We start from the raw sequence: 20,749 nt of genomic DNA on the forward strand, positions 1-20,749 counted from the left end.
TTTTCATTTATATTATTAGTCCATTTATTTACAAATTCTCAAACTAGTATAAGTGCCTTTTACATTAGACGTTGGAAAATTGTGTTATTGCATTTCCACTGGACTTTTGTTAGGATTTGCAATGGTAGAATTGAGGGAATGTTAAAATGTTAGTAAGATATAAAAAAGCACTTGAAAAGATTGCAATGGGATTAATTTCGTTAATGCCTCAGGAAAAAGACATTAAACGTTTAATGGAGACCATTCATCACTATGAGCAAAATGAAAATTGGACACTTTTTTTATGGAAAAAAGGTGAAGAATATGTGGGGGCAGTAGGAATTGCGGAAGAGGATGATACTACAACAATTCAACATATTACTGTCATTCCATCCTATCGTGGAGAAGGTATTGCATTAACAATGCTGCGTCAGCTCCAAGAGATGGGATTCAAAAATATTCAGCCAAACGAAGATACAAGTGCATTTGTCCAAAAGTGTATAACTATATTAAAAGAAGCCGACTAGTTCAGTCGACTTCTTTTTTTTATTTGTCTTGCTTCAAGTATTTCTGTACGGTCTCGAAGCATATGTTTATTGAAAATAAAGTGTGCGTCCATAGGCGTACATATACTTATTTTTTGTTGAACTAATGTTTGAAGCTGCTCGTTTTCAAGAGGTAGTGTAAATTTCAGAAACGGTTCATTTGTCTGCATTTTTCGCAGTCTATTTTTCATAACTGTAAGGAGTTCCTTGAAATCAATGTAATCGAAAAATGGGCTATCTCTATTTTTTTCAAAGTTTAAGACTGCTTTACTCATCATACGTGTTGCACCATTATAGTTTTCCCTTCGCCAATGGTACATACTTGTCGCAAGTTGTACATAGCCAACAAGCGGATGAAACTTTTCTTTTGGGGCAATCTCTTTCCAATACTCTTCCAATACTTCATGACATTCAAAGTAGTCCTCATTGCCATTAAAATATGCACAATAATCGATAAACAGTGGGTGAAACAAAGGATGCATTGTGTTCTCCTTTCATCTATACTAATTAAATAGGTTCTGCTTTAATTTGTAGAACCGTGTCGAATAAAAATAACTAGTAAATGCAAATTTCAATTATAGCTTAATTTACATATTTATGATAAATTTCGGTTCAACTTTTCCAGCATTATATTTTTTCCTGAAAAGCAATCGAGGCGCAATTGATTAGGATAGGTGGTATTTTATGTCTTACGAAGTGAAACTGGATGCCTTTAGTGGGCCGCTAGATTTATTATTACATTTAATTCATCGCTTGGAAATTGATATCTATGATATTCCGATGTCGGAGTTAACAGAACAGTATATTGATCATATCCATGCGATGCAAACTTTGGAATTAAACGAAGCAAGTGAATATTTAGTAATGGCGGCTACATTATTAGCTATTAAAAGCCGCATGCTTATTCCCATTAACGAAGGTGAGATCGATACCGCGGAACTCGAAGTGGATGAAGCCGATCCCCGTGAAGAGCTTGTCGCTCGTTTAATCGAATATAAAAAATATAAGGAAGCAGCTGTACAACTTCAGGAGTTGGAAACAGAACGCGGGCAAGTCTTTACAAAAGCGCCAAGTGATTTATCCGAATTTATGCCAGATGAACAAATGGTGCTTTTTGATCAGAATGTGAATGTTTATGACATGCTAAGTGCGTTTCAGAAACTAATGCGCCGTAAACAATTGAGAAAGCCATTGTCTACACGAGTAGCAAGGCAGGAGATTTCTGTAAAAGACCAGATGCGCTCTGTTGTAAATATTTTGAAAAGTTCAGGCGGAAGAGTAATGTTTACACAATTGTTTGAAGCAGATGATAAACCAATGCTTGTCTTAACCTTTTTAACATTATTAGAATTGATGAAGCGCCAAATCGTTATTGTTGAACAACAAAACAACTTCGATGATTTATCGGTATTACTGCAAAAGGAGGACATAGACGATGAATTCGAACAAATTACTGAGTAGAATCGAAGCACTGTTATTCGTAGCAGGTGATGAAGGTATGACCATAAAACAACTGGCACAATATATAGAAGTGGAAGCAATGGATATAGAGGCAGGATTAAGCGAACTTCAATCTCAGTACAATGATGATGAAAAACGCGGAATCGCTTTAAAACAACTTGCTGGTACTTATCAATTAACAACAAAGCCAGAAGTAAACGACACATTGAAAAAGCTGATTGAAAATCCGACAAACCAAGTATTAACTGCAGCCTCTTTGGAAGTATTGGCGATTATAGCTTATAAGCAGCCAATTACACGCGCCGAGCTGGAAAATATTCGGGGTGTGAAGAGTGAACGACCAATAGCCAAGTTAGTTTCACGTGCACTTGTACAGGAAGTAGGGCGCGCTGAAGGGACAGGGCGTGCAATTTTATATGGAACGACAAAAGAATTTTTAAATTATTTTGGTTTGAAAAATATTAATGAGTTGCCGCCATTACCGGAAGAAGTCGATCAGGAAGATGATCAGCCTACAGATTTATTTTTAACGAAGTTCCAGGAAACATTTAATCAAAATTAAAGGAGTGACTTGTTGAAAAAGTGGTTTGTATCTATTGTTATGTTGTTTGTATTATTTAGCAATTCTACGCAAATTGAGGCTGCGGGTAATAGCTATGTTGTCATTGATGCGGAAAACGGCCGAACATTAATGGGGGTCAATGAGCATGCCCGATTGCCGATAGCCAGCTTAACTAAAATTTGGACTGCATTAGTTGTTTTGGAGAATAGTGACCTTTCCGATGAAGTGGTTATTTCAAAGGAAGCTTCAATGGTAGAAGGATCGTCCATTTATTTAATTGAAAATGAGACATATACAATTGACTATCTGCTACACGGTTTAATGATGCAGTCAGGAAATGATGCAGCTACTGCATTGGCAGAACATGTTGGTGGATCAGTTGAAGGCTTTGTGAAGCTAATGAATGAAAAGGCACAGCTTTACCGTCTGCAAGAAACGACATTTACAAATCCAACAGGGTTACACAATGAAGTCCACCTTTCCTCTGCATATGATACGGCTAAAATGCTGCAAATTGCGATGAAGAATCCGGAGTTTAAGAAAATTGCTTCCACACAACATTTTTCGGATGGTAGACAGTGGAAAAATAAGCACCGCCTTATGCATGAAAAAGTTGGCGCAATTGCCGGGAAAACTGGTTATACAAAAGTAGCGGGGCGCACACTTGCAACATTTTTCGAACGGGAACAAAAATCATTTGTTGTCGTCACGATTAATGAAGGAAATGACTGGAATGTCCACCGTAATTTGGCGGATTTTATTGACCAGAATTTTGAGCAGCAAACAATTGTGAAAACAGGGAAATACAATGCAAATGGATTGTCGATAGAACTAGATGAACCATTACAAATGCTTCTTCATAAGAAAGAACGGCCAAACTTCCAGCACATCGTAAAGATTTCAAGACTTAAGGATTCAAATAGAGGTGTTTGGCTTTTATATGCAGATGATGTACTTGTCGCCTCCAAATTAGTCACGATAAGGTGATCGAACGTATTGTTTGAAAAGTGAAATTTCTTTAATAAGTATTGAAAGTATGCCATAATTTTTATTCGTTAAGGAAATTTATGGCGTACGTGTTGTGGATGACGAGTTATAGATTTAATTTTCTTCAAAATATTTATAGCAATAAAGGAAAAGTGCAAATTCGAATGCTGTAGAAGCGTGCGTCTTTGCAGTTTATCAATCAATGAGGTGAACTTATGGAAAGATTACAGAAAGTGATTGCATATGCAGGCGTTGCATCACGACGTAAAGCAGAGCAATTAATCGTAGAAGGTAAAGTAAAAGTTAATGGAGTAGTGGTAAAAGAGCTAGGAACAAAGGTTTCGAACTCGGACACGATAGAAGTAGAAGGCGTAAAGCTTGAAAAAGAGGATAAAGTATATTTCCTATTATATAAACCACGTGCCTATATTTCAGCTGTAACAGATGATAAAGGTCGTAAAACAGTAACAGATATTTTCAAAAAGCATGTTCATCAACGGATTTTCCCGGTAGGTCGTTTGGATTATGATACAACAGGTTTACTACTATTAACAAATGACGGGGATTTTTCAAACTTAATGACTCACCCTAAATTTAAAATAGATAAAACATATATTGCACGTGTTAAAGGGATTCCAACAAAGCAAGGGCTAATGAAACTTCAAAATGGCATTAAGCTGGAAGACGGGAAAACGGCTCCAGCAAAAGTAAGTATGACAAGCTTTGATGAAAGTGCCGGAAAAGCAATTTGTGAAATCACAATCCATGAAGGGCGTAACCGTCAAGTGCGTCGTATGTTCGAAGCGATTGGGACACCGGTTGTGAAGTTAAAACGTGAGCGCTTTGCATTTTTGGATCTAACAGGATTGTCGCCTGGTGAATATCGTCAGCTAACAAAGCATGAAGTAAAACTGTTGCGCGTACTGGCTGAAACAGGAAAATTAGATTACAACAATTAAAATAGTGGAAACGTTCATAAATCATTCATAATTAAAAGAATTATCATTTTGTAATTATTTGCTATAATAGGCAACAGTAGTTGCTAAAAGGAAGGAGGTTTTTTGTTTGGATAAAAAAAGAAAACGTTCTGTGACACGTGGCATTATACTAGCAATTTTAGCAATAGCAATCGGATATACCATTTATGGTGCTGTAACGAAAGATAAAATAGAAATAGTACAAGCAGGGGCACAGGCGCCTGATTTTGAAGTAGTAGATTTGAATGGTGAGAAACATAGATTAAAAGATTACGAAGGAAAAGGTGTCGTTTTAAATTTTTGGGGAACTTGGTGTGAACCATGCGAACGAGAATTCCCTGCTATGACTCGTCAATACACAGCATTTGCTAATAAAGGTGTACAGATTATTGCTGTCAATTTCGCCCAATCTGAGTTTGAAGTTAAGAAGTATGTTGCCAATATGGGGATGAACTTCCCGGTTGCAATCGACAAAACGAAAAGCGTATTTACAGCCTACAGCATTGGACCTCTTCCTACATCAATATTTATTAAACCAGATGGTACTGTTGACCGTATTATAACTGGTGAAATGAGCGAGGAAAAAATCGCGCAGTATATGGAGTCAATAAAGCCGGAATAGGAGTTTTAACGCAATGAATATAATACTTTGTGAATGCGGGCATGAAAATCCTGAAGGTACTAATCTCTGTCAAAAATGTGGATCTCCTTTAACAATGGAGGAAAAAAGCAAAAAAATTGCAGACATGCGGTACGAAGGGACAGCCATTCGTTCAAAAACTTACAACAAATCGATTATTGATAAAATTTGGAATTTTTTCTCGAGTGTAAAGGTCGGTATTTCACTTATCATAATAAATTTAGTGGCAGCTTCTATCGGGACGATTTTACCGCAGGAGTTTTACGTTAGTGTAGCGACTGATGCAGAGAAGGAAAAATACTATTCAGATGTATATGGCTGGTTTGGGGAAATATATTATGCGTTAGGTTTATCGGATCTCTATTCTTCCCTTTGGTTCCAAATACTTGTATTAATGCTAGGTGTGTCCATTATTATTGCGAGTATTGACCGTGGTATTCCATTACATAAGTCTTTAAAGAATCAACGAGTGAAAAGACATACAAGCTTTATGAAGCGTCAGCGCATCTACAGTGAAGGTAAACCGGGTGAGGATACTGGCCAAACATTACAGCTTGTAGAACAAACTTTAAAAAATTTAAAATATAATGTCCGCCGTGAAGATGACGCAATATTGGCAGAGCGTGGACGTTTTTCTCGTTACGGCGCTTATATAAATCATGTTGGACTTATCATATTTATAATAGCTGTTATGCTTCATTTAGTTCCTGGCTTCTACGTAGATGAGTCTATCTGGTTACGTGAAGGAGAAACACGGGCAATTCCGGGTATGGATGGTTATTTTTTGAAAAATGACCAATTTATATTGGAAACATACGATAACGATCCACAAGGTGAGCAGATTAAACAAGGAATTAACGTAGTGGCGAAAAATTATCAAACGGATGTTACATTATATAAACAAAAGGAAAATGCTGTTCCCGGACAAGCTGAAGATTTAGAAGAAGTAAAGCAATATAATATTCGAGTGAATCATCCATTAAAGCATGAAGGTTATGCGGTTTATCAAATGGACTTCAGGCTGAATGAAATTAAAACAATGGTTTTTGATTTAACACTTAAAGAAACTGAAGAATCACTTGGGCAAGTTAGTATAGATTTAACAAATCCTCAAGACGAATACCTATTGGATAACGGAGCTAAAGTAGAATTAATGGGCTTCTATCCTGATTTTTCTGGGTTTAAGGAAGGTGTGCCGCAAACTGCAACACAAACACCGAATAATCCGGCATTTATATTTAAAATGAGTACTCCTGAGAAACCAGAAGGAGAAACGAGTTTTGTAGCCATTCAGCAAACATTAGAGCCTGAAGGTAACAACATGTATAAAATGAAGTTTTCCAATGTAGAAACACGTCACATGTCGGGCTTAATGGTCCGATACGACCGCACAATTCCTCTACTTATAGTTGGAGCGATTATCTTTATGATCGGTGTAGTAATCGGTTCGTATTGGAATCACCGTCGTATTTGGATTGAACAATTGGAAGATGGTACAGTTCGTTTAGCAGCCCATACAAACAAAAACTGGTTTGGTATGAAGAAGGATTTAGAGGCCTTAAAGAAACATGCCCATTTACCACAATACGTAGATCAGCTGGAATCGGAAAATAGTGAACATGTTGAAACAGAAAAGGATGGTAAAACCTTATGAGTTTAATAGATTTAAGTGGTTATTTACTGTATGTTGCATTTTTTTGTTATTTGTTTGGCACATTCCTATTTGGAGGAGCAATTAAAGAAAAAAATGATACAGCGGCGAGTCGAGCAGACAAATACGGTAAATTGGCAATCACCGTTACAATTATCGGTTTTGTTGCACAATTAGGTTATTTCATAACACGTTGGATTTATACAGGACATGCACCAGTTAGTAATATGTTTGAATTTACGACAGCATTCGGTATGTTCATCATCTTATCGTTCATTGTCATTTTCTTTATGTATAAAGTGTCGGCATTAGGTGTAGTAGCTTTACCAATCGCACTCCTAATCATTGCCTATGCTTCAATGTTCCCGACAGAGGTAAGTCCGTTAGTACCGTCATTACAAAGTCACTGGTTAACAATTCATGTAATTACGGCAGCAATAGGTCAATCCATTTTTGGAATCAGTGCGGTAGCGGGTCTAATTTATTTACTGAAAAATGTAAATATGAATGAACGCTCAAAAGAGAGCTTTTGGCTTGAAACGGTTATGTTCTGCTGTGTATTAATTGTAGGTTTCGTGGCAGCAACGGTAACATTCAATGTCATGGATTATGAAGCGAAGTATGAATATGTCGATACTTTGGATAAAGTAAGCACTTCAACATATTTGATGCCGCCAATCTTTGGCATGAATGAGTATGTAGAGTTAACAGAAGATCGCATGACACCATTAGTAGAATTGCCTGCACTAATTGATGCACGAAAATTAACAACAGTAGTATGGTCCATTCTATTTGGTACGGTGATTTATATTTTGATCCGTCTCATCTTTAGAAGAAAGGTAGCAACAATGTTCCAGCCGTTGGTAAAGCGAGTAAACTCTACATTGATGGATGAAATCGCATATCGTACAGTTTTAATTGCATTCCCAATATTTACGCTTGGAGCACTGATTTTTGCGATGATTTGGGCGCAAAAAGCATGGGGACGTTTCTGGGGCTGGGATCCAAAAGAAGTTTGGGCGCTTGTTACATGGTTGTTCTATGCAGCATTTTTACATTTACGCCTATCAAAAGGCTGGGAAGGCAAAAAGACTGCCTGGTTAACGGTAATAGGGTTCCTAATCATTCTATTTAATTTAGTTGTCGTAAACTTAGTAATTGCTGGTTTACACTCTTACGCTTAAGTTTATTAAAATATCATAAAGTTATAAAAGTTCAATCATTTTGATTGAGCTTTTCTTTTCAATTGTACTTTTAAAAGGTACAATGGAGTAGAGAAAGAGAAGAGTTTTGAAAGGGGCAACATCAGTGTCTGAAAATATTTCTGTATTAATTGTAGATGATGAAGACCGCATTCGACGTTTATTAAAGATGTATTTAGAACGCGAAGGCTACGCAGTAGAAGAAGCAGAAAACGGAGAACAAGCACTTTCAATGGCGCTAGAAAAAGATTATCATTGTATTTTACTGGATATTATGATGCCTGAAAAAGACGGTTTAGAAGTTTGCGCTGAGCTGCGTGAAAAGAAAACAACACCGATTATTTTGTTAACAGCAAAAGGAGAAGAAGCAAACCGTGTTCAAGGTTTTGAACTGGGAGCTGATGACTATATTGTTAAGCCGTTCAGTCCGCGCGAAGTTGTGCTGCGTGTAAAAGCTATTTTACGTCGATCAGCGGTATTTTCACCGGTAGCGAATGCTTCTTCATCTAAGGATTTAGTTGTATTCCCGCACTTAACTATTGATCACGATGCACACCGTGTAACAGCGGATGGTACAGAAGTGAACTTAACACCAAAAGAATATGAATTATTATACTTTTTAGCAAAAGCACCAGATAAAGTATTTGACCGTGAACAACTGCTAAAAGAAGTATGGCATTACGATTTCTTTGGCGACCTTCGTACGGTAGATACCCATGTTAAACGTTTACGTGAAAAGTTAAACCGTGTCTCTGAAAATGCGGCGAAAATGATTGTAACTGTTTGGGGTGTCGGCTATAAATTTGAGGTAGTAAATGATTAGAATAGCAACAAGTATTGTCGGGAAGCTATGGGTAACCATTTTGCTTCTCGTTTCATTTGTCCTGTTTATTTTCACGGTATTTATGCTGGAGTTTCTTGAAAGCTATCATAATGAACAGTCTGAAATTTCCTTGAGACAAACTGCGGCAGCTATAGCCAGTATTGTTGATGAGGATGAATTGGATGATAAACAATTCGCAATTATCTCCGAGTTATTAACGGAAACGACAAATGTCCTCATCGCGAAAAATCCAAATGAAGTACTGTATTCAATGCAAGAGGGATTGAATAAAGAGGAAATACAGAAAAATATTATTTCGAACGAGGATTTAGGGGAAGTTTATGAATCAAGTGAGCCGATTGTTAAAGAGCTTCTCCTGCCTTCGAATATTGAAGAAAATAAAAATTTGAAATATATCGTTCTTGGCTTTCCATTAAAAAGTGACGAAGAGTTACACGGGGCAGTATTTATTTACAAAAACCCGGACGCATTAAATCAAACAAGTAATGAAACAACGAAAATTGTCTTTTTGGCAGCGGCCATTGCATTCATATTGACGACAATATTTGCGTTTTTCCTTTCTTCCAAAATAACGTTGCCATTACGGAACATGCGTGAACACGCATTTGAATTGGCAAAGGGTCGATTCGATTCTAAAATTGAAATAAAACAGAATGACGAAATTGGTCAGCTGGCAGTAGCCTTTAACCAAATGGGCCGTCAATTAAAGCATCATTTGGAAGTGATTAATCAGGAAAAAGAGCAATTATCCAGTATTTTAACATCGATGACAGATTCGGTAATCACTTTTAATCGTGATAAAACAATTTTAGTTAGTAATCCCCCGGCGGAGCGTTTGCTTCAAAAATGGTTTGTTGAAAAAGGTTTAAACAGTTCGAAGCCGATTCCGGAAGAGCTCTATCAAATGCTTGATCATGTCCTAAGTTTTGAAGATCAGCTGGACGAAGAGTTGCAGATGGGGAAATCTTATTATAGTATTACGATCAGCCCACTCTATAGCGGAGATTCGATTCGGGGTGCGGTTGCTGTTATACGTGATAAAACAGAGGAAACAAAGCTGGAAAAACTGAAGTCGGATTTCATTGCCAATGTTTCGCATGAGTTGCGAACACCGATAGCGATGTTGCAAGGCTATTCAGAAGCTATTATAGATGGTGTTGTCACAACAGAAGAGGAACGCACTGATATGATTCGTATTATTTATGATGAGTCCCAACGAATGAGCCGACTCGTTACGGATTTATTGGATTTAGCACGAATGGAGTCGGGTCATATGAGTCTTTATAAAGATGATGTCCCATTAGTGTCGGTAATCGAACGCATGACGCATAAGTTTGATCAGACAGCTAAAGAAAATCATGTACAACTTCATTTTGAAACTGACTTTTCGGAGGATGCGCTTATCCCGATTGATGAAGATCGCATTGAGCAAGTGTTAACGAATTTAATCGATAATGCAATCCGCCATACACCGGCTGAAGGTTCAGTTACAGTATCGATAACAAATGAACAGAAATTTGCTAAAGTTCAAGTGAGTGATACTGGCCAAGGTATACCACAAGATGACTTACCATACGTATTTGAACGTTTTTATAAAGCGGATAAAGCACGTACACGTTCAAAAGGTGGAACAGGCTTAGGGTTAGCAATAACCAAAAATATAGTAGAAGCACATAACGGTACGATTTCTGTAGATAGTGTGGAGCAACAAGGAACAATCTTTACATTTTATTTACCACTAACTTAACGAAATTGTAGTAAGAAAAGTTTATCATTTTGTTCTCAAAGTGATAAACTTTTATTTTTAACAAGCTATTCATATAATATTACAGGGTATTGTAACTTTTACTGTTTGAAAACGACAAATTATTAGAACGGAGGTGGGATGGGTGCAACAGTCCATATTCCATCGATTATACGATATGTATCATCAGGATGTTTTTAATTTTCTGTTTTATTTAGTAAAAAATCGTACAGCGGCGGAGGATCTTTCCCATGAAGTGTATGTACGTGTACTGAAATCGTATGAACGCTTTGAAGGAAAAAGCTCTGAAAAAACGTGGCTTTTCTCAATTGCAAAAAATGTGGCAATTGACTATTTCAGAAAGAAACAGGTTCGGGATAAGCATGCATTTACCGCATTTGATTGGGAAACAGAGCAGCTTGTAAGCTCTGTCCCTTCACCAGAACAGTCAATGGAACTAAACGATGAACTAAGCCGATTACTGCTAGCATTGGAACGATGCTCGGGGGATCAGAAAATGGTGATTATTATGCGCTATCTTCAGGAACTTTCGATACAGGAAACGGCTGATATATTAGGATGGACCACAGGTAAAGTAAAAACGACGCAGCACCGGGCATTAAAAAATTTAAGACAGTTATTGGAAGCTCAAGATGGAAAGGAGGCGAATTCATTATGAAAAAGGAGCGTTGGGATGAGGAGAACCTGGAGCAACTTCTAAAACAGGCCCCAAAAGTAACCGATCATCGAACAAAGGATGAAATATTTAATCGTTTAAAGGATGAAGGAGCATTTAGTGAAGAGCCGCCTCAAATACAACAGCCTACGCAAAAAGGGATTCGCTGGGCGCCGCTTCTAGTATCTATCGCTTCCTTATTTATTATAGTTTTGATTGGTGCACAGTTTTTAGGAAATGATCAGTCTATCTCTATGGAAAATACATTTGATATGGCGACTACAGAATCGGAAGAAAGTGCCAAAATGAGTAGGGCTGGAGATGCAACTTCAAAAAGTGAATCCGCGACAATTTCTAATTTTTCAATGGATACACAAGGTCAACAAACTTTAATTTATGAAAGCCAGCTTGAAGGCGTGACCTTATTCAAAATTGGTCTTGCTGGGGACGATGCAGAAAGTGTTCCTGTGAGTATTTTAATTCCTAATGAAGTTGTTGTTGATAAGCTTGGCACGGATAAACCGACAGCATTGGAGCTTTATAAAACGTTTAGTCCATTGCTGGATGAGCAAATGCTTGGATTTAATGAGTATCATCCGTTAAAAGGCGAATTGCGTGAAGAAGGAAATAAACTTATTCACACATTACCCGAGGACCACGGATATGACACAAGTTCGGCTACATTATCGAATTATTTCGGTTCCCTTGTAGATACATTTGGCAATTCGTATGAAGAAGTACAAATTGAAGATGCTAATGGAAAAATCGCTTATTTTGATCATGTTGGTGAAATGGGACAGTCAATACCATTGAAAAGTGAACAAACACAATATAATTATTTTATGTATCAAATGAGGGATGGGGCAGTTTATTTAAGTCCTAACTTCCGAATGACCTTCCCAAACGTAACGGATGCGATAAATAATATGACAACCGAAGCCAATGATATATATCGTACAGTCATTTTACCTGGAGTTTCGTTAACAGTAGAAGATAAAGGGGATATTGTAACAGTAACATTCGACCAAGCGCTTGATTTGGAACAATATGATCCCGCTCAAGTGATGCGTATGATCGAAGGGTTATTATTAACGGCTTCAAGTTTTGATAAGCAAATTAAATTTGAACAAATTGTGCAAGAAAATTGGAGTGGCTTTGACTTTACGAAACCTTTAGAGAAGCCAGTTTCGGGAAATATATTGTTCTATAATTTTTAATCAATTCAAATAAATTTACTCGGAATTGTAAGCAATGGTCTTTACAATTCCGTTTTTATATATATAATAGAAATTGTAACAAGTATTTTGTTGCATAATTTCATATTGATTCATCTTCGGGGCAGGGTGTAATTCCCGACCGGCGGTAATTAAAGTTGTAACCTCTGACCATTTAATTGGAGGACGTTACAGAAAACTTTTCGAGCCCGCGAGCCACTTTTGTGTGCAGGATTTGGTGAAATTCCAAAGCCGACAGTATAGTCTGGATGGGAGAAGGTGAAGGTACGGTCGTCATTTTATGAAAATGTCGTGCTTTGTAGTACCGTTAATAATTTCCTTAATTATGAGCGAAATATCTTTCGTATACATAAATTTAAGGGAAGTTACTACAAAGGCATGAGTAGACTTTTATTTAAGTGTGCCTATTTCTCCCTTATGCTCTTTTTTGCATAAGGGTTTTTTCATGAATGATTTGATACGTCCTTTCTTCTTGCGAGATGGAATCAGCAAAGAGGAGAGATTTCTATGCAAAAGAGAACTTTGAAGTTACGGTCATTTGTAACTATCGCAATGCTAAGTGGGATTTCGTTCATTTTAATGTTATTGAACTTCCCATTACCTTGGTTTCCTGTATTTTTGCAGATTGATTTTAGTGATGTTCCTGCATTAATTGCGGCGATTACGATGGGACCTGTCGCGGGCATTCTTGTTGAATTAGTAAAGAATGTACTTGATTGGATTTATACAGGGGCGCCAGAAGGAATTCCGGTTGGTCATATGGCAAACTTTGCAACAGGCGTATTATTCATTTTACCAGCTTACTATATTTATAAAAAATTCCCTTCCGCAAAAGGGTTGATTTCAGGCTTAGTCGTTTCAACAGTTGTAATGTCGTTGGGGATGGCTATATTAAACTACGTAGCGTTCTTGCCGATGTATACTTATTTACTAGGGTTTGAATATGATATGTATGAAACGATAGTTTTAGGTATTTTACCATTTAATATTGTTAAAGGAATTATGATGCTAGTTGTCGTGACAATGATTTATCGTTCAATGCGTGTATGGATTGAACAACAGCGCAGACAATATTTAGCTTAACTTAATAAACAGTGAGGAGTTATGTCATGTACAATTAATTTTATGACATAACTCCTTTTTATTTGCTAGAAGATTGTTAGGATATGTATATAAAGTTATATGGGAATAATTATTGCTATTGAATTCAAAGTAATTCACTGTTATCATAATGTACATTGTTGTGAAAAATCGGGCTATTTCGTCAAAAGACCAACATGATATGACTTCTTTAGGAGAGATGACGATGGAGAAAAAAATACCATTTTCAACATACGCAGTTATTGGCACAATGCTGTTTGGTATGTTTTTTGGTGCAGGAAATTTAATCTTCCCGATTCAAATGGGACAATTAGCAGGTACGAATTATTGGCTTGCATTAATTGGTTTTTTAGTAACGGCAATAGGGCTGCCGTTTTTAGGTATTCTTGCAATTGGTTTATCTGGAAGCAATGGATTGCGTGATTTAGCAAGTAAAGTACACCCGGTATTTGGTTTGCTATTTGCGTTGGCATTGTATTTAACGATTGGACCGTTTTTTGCCATTCCTCGTACTGCTACGGTGCCTTTTGTAGTTGGTTTCGAACCTTTCATCGATCCATCACAAATTACATTATGGCTTGCAGTGTTTAGTTTTGTATTTTTTGCTATCGTATTTTACTTTTCATTAAATCCAGCGAAAATTATGGATATTATCGGCAAATATTTAACGCCGGCATTTTTAGTTTTTCTGTTTGTATTAATCGGAATTAGTTTATTTTCGCCGATGGGCAATTTTGTCGAGCCTGCTGGGGCGTATATAAATGAGGCGTTTATGACAGGGTTTAAAGAAGGTTACAATACGATGGATGCACTTGCTTCACTAGCATTCGGTATTGTTGTGATACATGCCATCAAGCGTACGGGTATTACTGATAAAAAGGAAATTGCAAAAGCGACTTGGAAATCAGGTGTTTTTGCAATGGCTCTTATGATGCTAATATACGGTCTCATTACTTATATGGGGGCATCGAGTGTAACAGCGATAGGAACTTATGAGAATGGCGGTCAAATTTTTGCGGCTGTAGCAGATTATTACTTTGGCTCGTACGGTGCGATTTTATTGGCTATTATTATTGTACTTGCCTGTCTCAAAACAAGTATTGGGCTGATTACGTCGTGTAGCGAATTTTTCCATGAAGTATTTCCAAAAGTGAGCTATAAAGCATTTGTTGTATTGCTATGTATTGTATCGTTTGTTATAGCAAATGTCGGATTAACGAATATTATTACATATGCAGTACCGGTGTTAATGTTCTTATATCCTTTGGCAATTGTCTTAATTATTTTAGCGCTTTTCGGACCGTTGTTTGGTTATAAACAATCAGTTTTTGCGACAGCTATTTTATTTACATTCTTTATTAGTGTTATCGATGGCTATAATGCATTGATCAATAATGTCCCAGCATTTGAAATGAGTGCTTTTACAACAGTTTCTGAAATTTATGCACATTATTTGCCGTTCTATTCGATAGGGCTGGGATGGATCGTACCTGCAGTTATTGGGGTAGTGATTGGTTTATGCATTCCGGGTACCGACAAAAGTAATGCTGTAGGTAATCAATAACATGAATCAAAAAAGGATGAATTGAAAGCATATGCTTTTAATTCATCCTTTCAGGTTGTCGACAAAAGGCATCGAGAGCTCGTCTCTCGATGCCTTTTGTCATTTCTTTTATCAAATTAGGCTCCGAAGTTCTGTAAAAGGGCTCCTCTTCGAGGGAAGATGCCCTCATCTAAGCTCCTTGCCAAGTCCATGTGGCAAGTTTCTTCAAGTTCATGGCAGCAAAAGTAAGCATCGCCTGCATGGACAATTTTTTAAGGCCTCTTAGCGTTGTCCATCGCATACCATGCTTCTCTTTCGCATCCGCAAAGACACGCTCAACCGTCTCTTTTCGTTTTGCATAAATGGATTTAATTTCATGATGATGACGAAGATGTTCGGCTTCTTCTAGATAATCTGCCCAAATATGTCGCTGAATCATTTTCGTATGATTTTTACTTTCCGTACATTGTGCTAGAAATGGGCAATCTGCACAAACCGCTGGATTCGATTTGTATTGGCGATAGCCTTCTTTCGTCGTCGTTGTATAGCGCAACATCTGGTCATTCGGGCAAATATAGCAATTATAGTGCTCATCATAGACATACTCATGTTTACGGAAGAAGCCATCTTTCGTTTTCGGTCTTGTATAAGGAAGAACAGGCAACATTTGATTTTCTAATAAAAAGTTCGTAATCGCAGGTGTTTTATAAGCCGCATCCGCAGCAACAGCCACAGGCTTTTTCACACGATGAATGACCTTTTCAACAAGCGGTTGCAGCATATGACTATCATGGATATTGCCCGGTGTCACAATCGTACCTAATACAAAGCCACGTTCATCTGTCGCTGCATGAAATGAATAGGCAAATTGTTTTGTCCGTTCGTCCTTCACATAGTAACCACTTTCAGGGTCCGTTGTGCTCTCTTTGATTTCTTTCCATTCTTCCTTTTCAAACTTCTCCGGTGGAAACGGCTTTTTCCCGTTCTTTTCACGGTCTATGTTTAACTCTTCTTGTAGCTTTTCTTCATAAGCACGTGTCTCTTTTCGAACCATCTTCTTATCAAATTTTCGTTTATTCGCACTTGCCTTAACATGCGTAGAATCAATAAAGATATGGTCAGCTGATAATAAACCCGCATCCACAATTTCTTTCAAGATGCGATAGAAAATCTGTTCAAATACATCTGTATCCTCAAAACGCCGTGTATAATTTTTGCCAAACGTTGAGAAGTGAGGCACTTCTGTATGAAAACCGAAGCCTAAAAACCAGCGATACGCTACATTCGTTTCAATTTCCTTAATCGTTTGACGCATCGAACGAATACCAAAAACGTATTGAATCATTGTCATTTTAAATAAGACAACAGGATCAATACTTGGTCTACCGAAAGGTGAATATAAGTTTTCAACTAATGGATATACAAACGAAAAGTCAATGGCTGCCTCTAATTTACGTACGAGATGATTTTCTGGGACAAGTTGTTCAATCGTCAACATTTCTAATTGATTACGTTCATTCATTTGGTTTTTAGTCATCATATCGGGACACCTCTTTGATTTAGATAAACTATATTAGAAAGAATAGATCAAGTTGATTGGAATGGAAGGGGCGACTTCTGCGGGAATAGCGGGACTGCCGATACACCGCAGGAGCGTAGCGACGAGGAGGATTGGCACCCGCCCGCGAAACGCGTCCCCTGGAATGGAAATCAACGGTTTTCATCATTTAAATTTATTTTAAAACAAAAAAGACTGTAGGCAAACTCGAATTTCTTCGAGTTTGTCTACAGTCTGAAAGGATGAATTGAAAGCATATGCTTTTAATTCATCCTTTTACTTATTTTTATTAATGGATGTTTCGCTTTTGGAATGTCCCGCCACTTACTTCGACTACTTCATAAACAGTAACGAAAGCTTTAGGATCGACCTCACGAATGATGGCCTTTATTTTACTTTCTTCCATACGGTTAATGACACAAGTGATTTCTCTAAACTCCTGGTTTGAGTATGCACCATACACTGTATTGAAAGTAGCGCTTCGGCCTAAACGATCGCGAATCGTTTCGACCATTTCGTTTGGCTCGCTTGTAATAATTTTATAAGTTTTCGAACCGCTTAATCCTTCTTCAACAATAATAATTACTTTTGATGCAATGTAGTATGCGATTGCAGATAATAATGCTCCTTTAAAACCGAACACAAATGAAACGATGATAAATACGAAGAAGTTCAAAAATAAAATTAAATCGCTTGTTCCGAATGGCAGCTTTCTTGATAGCAGTACAGCTAGCATATCAATTCCATCCAATGCACCACCATTACGAAGTGCTAGACCCATACCAATACCTAAAATAATACCACCGACAACGGTAATTAATAGTGCATCACCTTCTATTATTGTTGGAACATGATGCATAAGGGAAGTCCCGATTGCCAACGAGGCGATACCGATAACTGAATTGATCGCAAAACTTTTCCCAATTTGTTTATACCCAAGATAAATAAAAGGGATATTGAGTAATGCAATTAGCATCCCCAATGTTAATGGGGTTGTTTGTGAGATGACGATACTAATTCCGGTAATCCCGCCATCCGATACATTATTTGGAATTAAAACGGCTTCCAATCCGTAAGCGGCGATAAAACCACCTAAAATAACTATAATTTTTTGCCCGATGGACTTTGCAATATTTGGTTTAGACTTTGACATAAACTTCCTCCTCGATCCTCATGATTAGTATTATACAACAATGAAACCAACATGACGTTTGAAGTTAACAATAACAATAAGTTTAATTAAAAAAGGAGTAAATTATGTAAATAGTGGTGTGATTAATTTCAAAAATATCCTGTAGCGAACATTCTGAACTAAAATTCCTTATTTTTTATAAATCTAACATGCCATGTATATAAAGACGCTAAAATCGTTCGAATTATGCGATTAAAACGTTCTAATATTTGTATGTTAGTTTTTATAACATTGAATTGACAAAGTACCTTACATTGATTTAAAGTTAAATCAAGAAAGGGAGGCGATAGGATGAGTCGAGAATTTCGAAGAGCGATGCCGTTATTACCGATTAGCATGGTTATGCAACTAACCGACTTAACGGCAAGACAAATCCGTTACTATGAAGAACATGAACTAATCGTCCCTGCCAGATCAGAAGGGAATAGGAGAATGTTTTCTTTAGATGATATTGATGCCCTATTAGAGATAAGAGAGTTACTTGACCAGGGTATTAATATGGCAGGTATAAAAAAGGTATTTGCCATGCGGACGAAGGACTATGTTACGAATACTGACATTGTACGAATGTCCGATACAGAACTTAGGGCAATACTTCGTGAAGAAATGCAACAAGCTCAGCGTATGCAAAAAACTTCGCTACGACAAGGTGACTTATCGCGTTTCTTTCAATTCTAAAAAAAGATAAAAACATAATTTGGGGAGTGTTGAATGATGACAAATACAGTTATTAATAAAGCGGGCAAAGCAACTAAAGAGAGTATCAAAAAAATTGTGGCTGACAAAAACGTGAAATTCATCCGTCTACAATTTACGGATATTTTAGGTACAATTAAAAATGTTGAAATTCCAGTAAGTCAATTAGATAAAGCTTTAGATAATAAAATGATGTTTGATGGATCTTCAATTGAAGGATTCGTTCGCATAGAAGAATCTGACATGTATTTACGTCCTGATTTAGATACATTCATGATTTTCCCTTGGACGGCTGAAAAAGGTAAAGTAGCCCGTTTGATTTGCGACATCGCAAGACCAGATGGCTCACCTTTTGAGGGAGATCCCCGTTCAAACTTAAAACGTATGTTAAAAGAAATGGAAGAGCTTGGTTTCACAGGCTTTAACTTAGGACCAGAACCAGAATTCTTCTTATTTAAATTAGATGAAAAAGGCAATCCAACATTAGAGCTTAATGATGACGGTGGTTATTTCGACTTAGCGCCAACTGACTTAGGTGAAAACTGCCGCCGTGATATTGTGCTTGAGCTTGAAGAAATGGGCTTTGAAGTTGAAGCTTCTCACCATGAGGTAGCTCCTGGTCAGCACGAAATCGACTTTAAATATGCTAACGCAATCGAAGCATGTGATAACATCCAAACGTTCAAATTAGTCGTAAAAACAATTGCACGTAAACATGGTTTACATGCAACATTTATGCCAAAACCATTATTTGGTGTGAACGGTTCAGGGATGCACTTCAACTTATCGTTATTCCAAGGCGACAAAAACGCATTCTGGGATGAAGGGGCAGACCTACAGTTATCAAAAACAGCTAAACATTTCTTAGCGGGTGTATTAAAGCATGTTCAAGGTTTCACAGCAGTAACTAATCCAACAGTAAACTCATACAAACGCTTAGTTCCTGGATATGAAGCACCTTGTTATGTGGCATGGTCACCGAAAAACCGTTCACCATTAGTACGTATTCCGGAATCTCGTGGTCTATCAACTCGTATTGAACTACGCTCAGTAGATCCATCAGCAAACCCATACTTAGCAATGGCAGTAATTTTAGCAGCAGGTTTAGATGGTGTGAAAAATGAAATCGAGCCACCAGCACCAGTAGACCGCAACATATATGTAATGAATGCAGAGGAGCGTGCAGCAAACGGCATTGATAGCTTACCAGGTTCTTTAGATGCAGCATTAGCAACTTTAGCTAAAGATGAAGTAATTATTAACGCTTTAGGCGAGCATATTTACGCTAATTTCAAAGAGGCGAAAGAAGTAGAGTTCGATATGTTCCGCACATCTGTGCACCAGTGGGAACGCGACCAATATATGAAGATGTACTAAGAGAAAAGCGTTGGGGCTGTAGGCTCCAACGCTTTTTTCATTTTTGTTGCCCCAATCTAATCGAAGTGCTGCACATTACAATTAATAGGTACTGAAAAAATTAAGAGAGTAGGTTCCTTTTAAGCGACTCTTAAAGCTAACTGAGCTAATAATTGGATGGCTGCCTGAACTACTACGTCAATTTGAACTTCGGTTTGTCTTACAGTTATTGAATCAGAGTCAATAATGGTTACACTTTGTGATTCGGTTTGATTAACTTCTAAATTTTGAGCGATTCTTTGAAGATTGCTTACATCAGCGTTTTCATTCGAGCCTAATACTACAATGGCTGCTTCGATAGCAGCTTGTAGGGCAGCTTGAACTACCACAAGACCTTGTACTTCTGTTTGAGTTACGTCAACAGTATGAGAATTTTGAATTAATAAACCTTGATTTTGAGATTGGTTTAATTCTATAGTATCTTCAGTGTTTTGATTTGAGTTTCCACTAATTGCCATAAATAATCATCTCCTTTCGAATTTATTTTGTCTTACGTTCCTAGATTATGCTTTAGTTAAAAAAGGCTGTGGACTAATATCTTAGGTGACTATGAATTATTCAGGGGGTGATAAGCCTATTTGCTAATTAAATAGCTACTTGAAATAATCTGGGCACATATTTTATTAGAAGCGTTTCTTAATAAATTTAAGTTGAAGATGTTTAAAAGGAGAAAAACCAATGACTAAATATCAAACATTAAATATTTATAAAATGTTGAATTATAGAAGAACAAAAATTCC

20 protein-coding genes and 1 riboswitch are annotated in these 20,749 nt (G+C 37.2%); of the genes, 16 read left to right on the plus strand and 4 right to left on the minus strand.

Going from position 1 to position 20,749, the window contains the following annotated elements; translation table 11 throughout:
* Positions 1-146 precede the first annotated feature (146 nt).
* Positions 147-506 (plus strand): GNAT family N-acetyltransferase, encoded by a 360-nt coding sequence (locus tag MKY13_RS05605; RefSeq protein WP_191698224.1) that lies wholly within the window; start codon positions 147-149, stop codon positions 504-506.
* Here MKY13_RS05605 and MKY13_RS05610 read toward each other — a convergent pair.
* A complete protein-coding gene (locus MKY13_RS05610) occupies positions 503-1,006 on the minus strand; it encodes a DUF309 domain-containing protein (RefSeq protein WP_191698223.1) in 504 nt (167 codons plus the stop codon). The two genes, MKY13_RS05605 and MKY13_RS05610, sit on opposite strands and share 4 nt — an antisense overlap.
* A gap of 202 nt (positions 1,007-1,208) precedes the next feature.
* Between MKY13_RS05610 and MKY13_RS05615 the strand changes: the two genes are divergently transcribed.
* The 13 genes from MKY13_RS05615 to brnQ all read left to right on the plus strand — a co-directional run bounded on the left by MKY13_RS05615 (position 1,209) and on the right by brnQ (position 15,168).
* The gene (locus MKY13_RS05615; RefSeq protein WP_191698222.1) at positions 1,209-1,985 is read left to right on the plus strand and encodes a segregation/condensation protein A; all 777 of its coding nucleotides are present in this window, start codon (positions 1,209-1,211) and stop codon (positions 1,983-1,985) included.
* On the plus strand, positions 1,960-2,547 hold the full coding sequence (scpB, locus tag MKY13_RS05620) for an SMC-Scp complex subunit ScpB (protein ID WP_191698221.1): 588 nt from the start codon (positions 1,960-1,962) through the stop codon (positions 2,545-2,547). Before MKY13_RS05615 ends, scpB begins: the two co-directional genes overlap by 26 nt.
* Before the next feature lie 12 nt (positions 2,548-2,559).
* Positions 2,560-3,534 carry a D-alanyl-D-alanine carboxypeptidase family protein gene (locus MKY13_RS05625; protein WP_339215690.1) on the plus strand — a complete coding sequence of 325 codons (975 nt, stop codon included), beginning with the start codon at positions 2,560-2,562 and terminating at the stop codon, positions 3,532-3,534.
* Between the two features lie 215 nt (positions 3,535-3,749).
* Positions 3,750-4,493: a pseudouridine synthase gene (locus tag MKY13_RS05630; protein ID WP_191698219.1), complete on the plus strand. Its 744-nt coding sequence runs from the start codon at positions 3,750-3,752 to the stop codon at positions 4,491-4,493.
* A 106-nt stretch (positions 4,494-4,599) separates the two neighbouring features.
* Positions 4,600-5,133, plus strand: coding sequence for a thiol-disulfide oxidoreductase ResA (resA, locus tag MKY13_RS05635; protein WP_191698218.1), 534 nt, complete (start codon positions 4,600-4,602; stop codon positions 5,131-5,133).
* Positions 5,134-5,146: 13 nt separating this feature from the next.
* Positions 5,147-6,805 (plus strand): cytochrome c biogenesis protein ResB, encoded by a 1,659-nt coding sequence (locus MKY13_RS05640; protein WP_339215693.1) that lies wholly within the window; start codon positions 5,147-5,149, stop codon positions 6,803-6,805.
* On the plus strand, positions 6,802-7,986 hold the full coding sequence (ccsB, locus tag MKY13_RS05645; protein WP_191698216.1) for a c-type cytochrome biogenesis protein CcsB: 1,185 nt from the start codon (positions 6,802-6,804) through the stop codon (positions 7,984-7,986). The genes MKY13_RS05640 and ccsB overlap by 4 nt, the downstream gene beginning before the upstream one ends.
* A gap of 124 nt (positions 7,987-8,110) precedes the next feature.
* Positions 8,111-8,827 (plus strand): response regulator transcription factor, encoded by a 717-nt coding sequence (locus MKY13_RS05650; protein ID WP_191698215.1) that lies wholly within the window; start codon positions 8,111-8,113, stop codon positions 8,825-8,827.
* Positions 8,820-10,595: an ATP-binding protein gene (locus tag MKY13_RS05655; RefSeq protein WP_191698214.1), complete on the plus strand. Its 1,776-nt coding sequence runs from the start codon at positions 8,820-8,822 to the stop codon at positions 10,593-10,595. The genes MKY13_RS05650 and MKY13_RS05655 overlap by 8 nt, the downstream gene beginning before the upstream one ends.
* A 142-nt stretch (positions 10,596-10,737) precedes the next feature.
* Complete coding sequence (gene sigX / locus MKY13_RS05660; RefSeq protein ID WP_191698213.1) at positions 10,738-11,271, plus strand: RNA polymerase sigma factor SigX; 534 nt, start codon at positions 10,738-10,740, stop codon at positions 11,269-11,271.
* Positions 11,268-12,485: a hypothetical protein gene (locus MKY13_RS05665; protein ID WP_191698212.1), complete on the plus strand. Its 1,218-nt coding sequence runs from the start codon at positions 11,268-11,270 to the stop codon at positions 12,483-12,485. Before sigX ends, MKY13_RS05665 begins: the two co-directional genes overlap by 4 nt.
* 108 nt (positions 12,486-12,593) lie before the next feature.
* A riboswitch (FMN riboswitch) is annotated at positions 12,594-12,767 on the plus strand.
* Positions 12,768-13,010: 243 nt separating this feature from the next.
* Positions 13,011-13,586 carry an ECF transporter S component gene (locus tag MKY13_RS05670; RefSeq protein WP_225231051.1) on the plus strand — a complete coding sequence of 192 codons (576 nt, stop codon included), beginning with the start codon at positions 13,011-13,013 and terminating at the stop codon, positions 13,584-13,586.
* A 223-nt stretch (positions 13,587-13,809) separates the two neighbouring features.
* Positions 13,810-15,168, plus strand: coding sequence for a branched-chain amino acid transport system II carrier protein (gene brnQ / locus MKY13_RS05675; protein WP_191698211.1), 1,359 nt, complete (start codon positions 13,810-13,812; stop codon positions 15,166-15,168).
* 169 nt (positions 15,169-15,337) lie between these two features.
* Here brnQ and MKY13_RS05680 read toward each other — a convergent pair whose 3' ends face one another.
* The gene (locus MKY13_RS05680; protein WP_191701905.1) at positions 15,338-16,687 is read right to left on the minus strand and encodes an IS1182 family transposase; all 1,350 of its coding nucleotides are present in this window, start codon (positions 16,685-16,687) and stop codon (positions 15,338-15,340) included.
* 307 nt (positions 16,688-16,994) lie between these two features.
* Complete coding sequence (locus tag MKY13_RS05685; protein ID WP_191698210.1) at positions 16,995-17,858, minus strand: YitT family protein; 864 nt, start codon at positions 17,856-17,858, stop codon at positions 16,995-16,997.
* 330 nt (positions 17,859-18,188) lie between these two features.
* On the opposite strand from MKY13_RS05685, the gene MKY13_RS05690 reads away from it, so the two are divergent.
* Together MKY13_RS05690 and glnA are read left to right on the plus strand one after the other, a co-directional pair.
* Positions 18,189-18,575, plus strand: coding sequence for a MerR family transcriptional regulator (locus tag MKY13_RS05690; RefSeq protein ID WP_191698209.1), 387 nt, complete (start codon positions 18,189-18,191; stop codon positions 18,573-18,575).
* A gap of 36 nt (positions 18,576-18,611) precedes the next feature.
* Positions 18,612-19,970 carry a type I glutamate--ammonia ligase gene (gene glnA / locus MKY13_RS05695; RefSeq protein WP_339216859.1) on the plus strand — a complete coding sequence of 453 codons (1,359 nt, stop codon included), beginning with the start codon at positions 18,612-18,614 and terminating at the stop codon, positions 19,968-19,970.
* A 119-nt stretch (positions 19,971-20,089) separates the two neighbouring features.
* Here glnA and MKY13_RS05700 read toward each other — a convergent pair whose 3' ends face one another.
* Positions 20,090-20,467 (minus strand): hypothetical protein, encoded by a 378-nt coding sequence (locus MKY13_RS05700; RefSeq protein WP_339215699.1) that lies wholly within the window; start codon positions 20,465-20,467, stop codon positions 20,090-20,092.
* Positions 20,468-20,749 lie beyond the last annotated feature (282 nt).

This window comes from Solibacillus sp. FSL W8-0372 (assembly GCF_037969735.1).
Taxonomy (GTDB): domain Bacteria; phylum Bacillota; class Bacilli; order Bacillales_A; family Planococcaceae; genus Solibacillus; species Solibacillus faecavium.

Excerpts from the sequence above, each read along its gene's own strand:
- MKY13_RS05605 (WP_191698224.1), top strand. The coding sequence starts at position 147 with ATGTTAGTAAGATATAAAAAAGCACTTGAAAAGATTGCAATGGGATTA.
- MKY13_RS05610 (WP_191698223.1), bottom strand. The coding sequence starts at position 1,006 with ATGCATCCTTTGTTTCACCCACTGTTTATCGATTATTGTGCATATTTT.
- MKY13_RS05615 (WP_191698222.1), top strand. The coding sequence starts at position 1,209 with ATGTCTTACGAAGTGAAACTGGATGCCTTTAGTGGGCCGCTAGATTTA.
- scpB (WP_191698221.1), top strand. The coding sequence starts at position 1,960 with ATGAATTCGAACAAATTACTGAGTAGAATCGAAGCACTGTTATTCGTA.
- MKY13_RS05630 (WP_191698219.1), top strand. The coding sequence starts at position 3,750 with ATGGAAAGATTACAGAAAGTGATTGCATATGCAGGCGTTGCATCACGA.
- MKY13_RS05640 (WP_339215693.1), top strand. The coding sequence starts at position 5,147 with ATGAATATAATACTTTGTGAATGCGGGCATGAAAATCCTGAAGGTACT.
- ccsB (WP_191698216.1), top strand. The coding sequence starts at position 6,802 with ATGAGTTTAATAGATTTAAGTGGTTATTTACTGTATGTTGCATTTTTT.
- MKY13_RS05655 (WP_191698214.1), top strand. The coding sequence starts at position 8,820 with ATGATTAGAATAGCAACAAGTATTGTCGGGAAGCTATGGGTAACCATT.
- MKY13_RS05665 (WP_191698212.1), top strand. The coding sequence starts at position 11,268 with ATGAAAAAGGAGCGTTGGGATGAGGAGAACCTGGAGCAACTTCTAAAA.
- MKY13_RS05670 (WP_225231051.1), top strand. The coding sequence starts at position 13,011 with ATGCAAAAGAGAACTTTGAAGTTACGGTCATTTGTAACTATCGCAATG.
- brnQ (WP_191698211.1), top strand. The coding sequence starts at position 13,810 with ATGGAGAAAAAAATACCATTTTCAACATACGCAGTTATTGGCACAATG.
- MKY13_RS05680 (WP_191701905.1), bottom strand. The coding sequence starts at position 16,687 with ATGATGACTAAAAACCAAATGAATGAACGTAATCAATTAGAAATGTTG.
- MKY13_RS05685 (WP_191698210.1), bottom strand. The coding sequence starts at position 17,858 with ATGTCAAAGTCTAAACCAAATATTGCAAAGTCCATCGGGCAAAAAATT.
- MKY13_RS05690 (WP_191698209.1), top strand. The coding sequence starts at position 18,189 with ATGAGTCGAGAATTTCGAAGAGCGATGCCGTTATTACCGATTAGCATG.
- glnA (WP_339216859.1), top strand. The coding sequence starts at position 18,612 with ATGACAAATACAGTTATTAATAAAGCGGGCAAAGCAACTAAAGAGAGT.
- MKY13_RS05700 (WP_339215699.1), bottom strand. The coding sequence starts at position 20,467 with ATGGCAATTAGTGGAAACTCAAATCAAAACACTGAAGATACTATAGAA.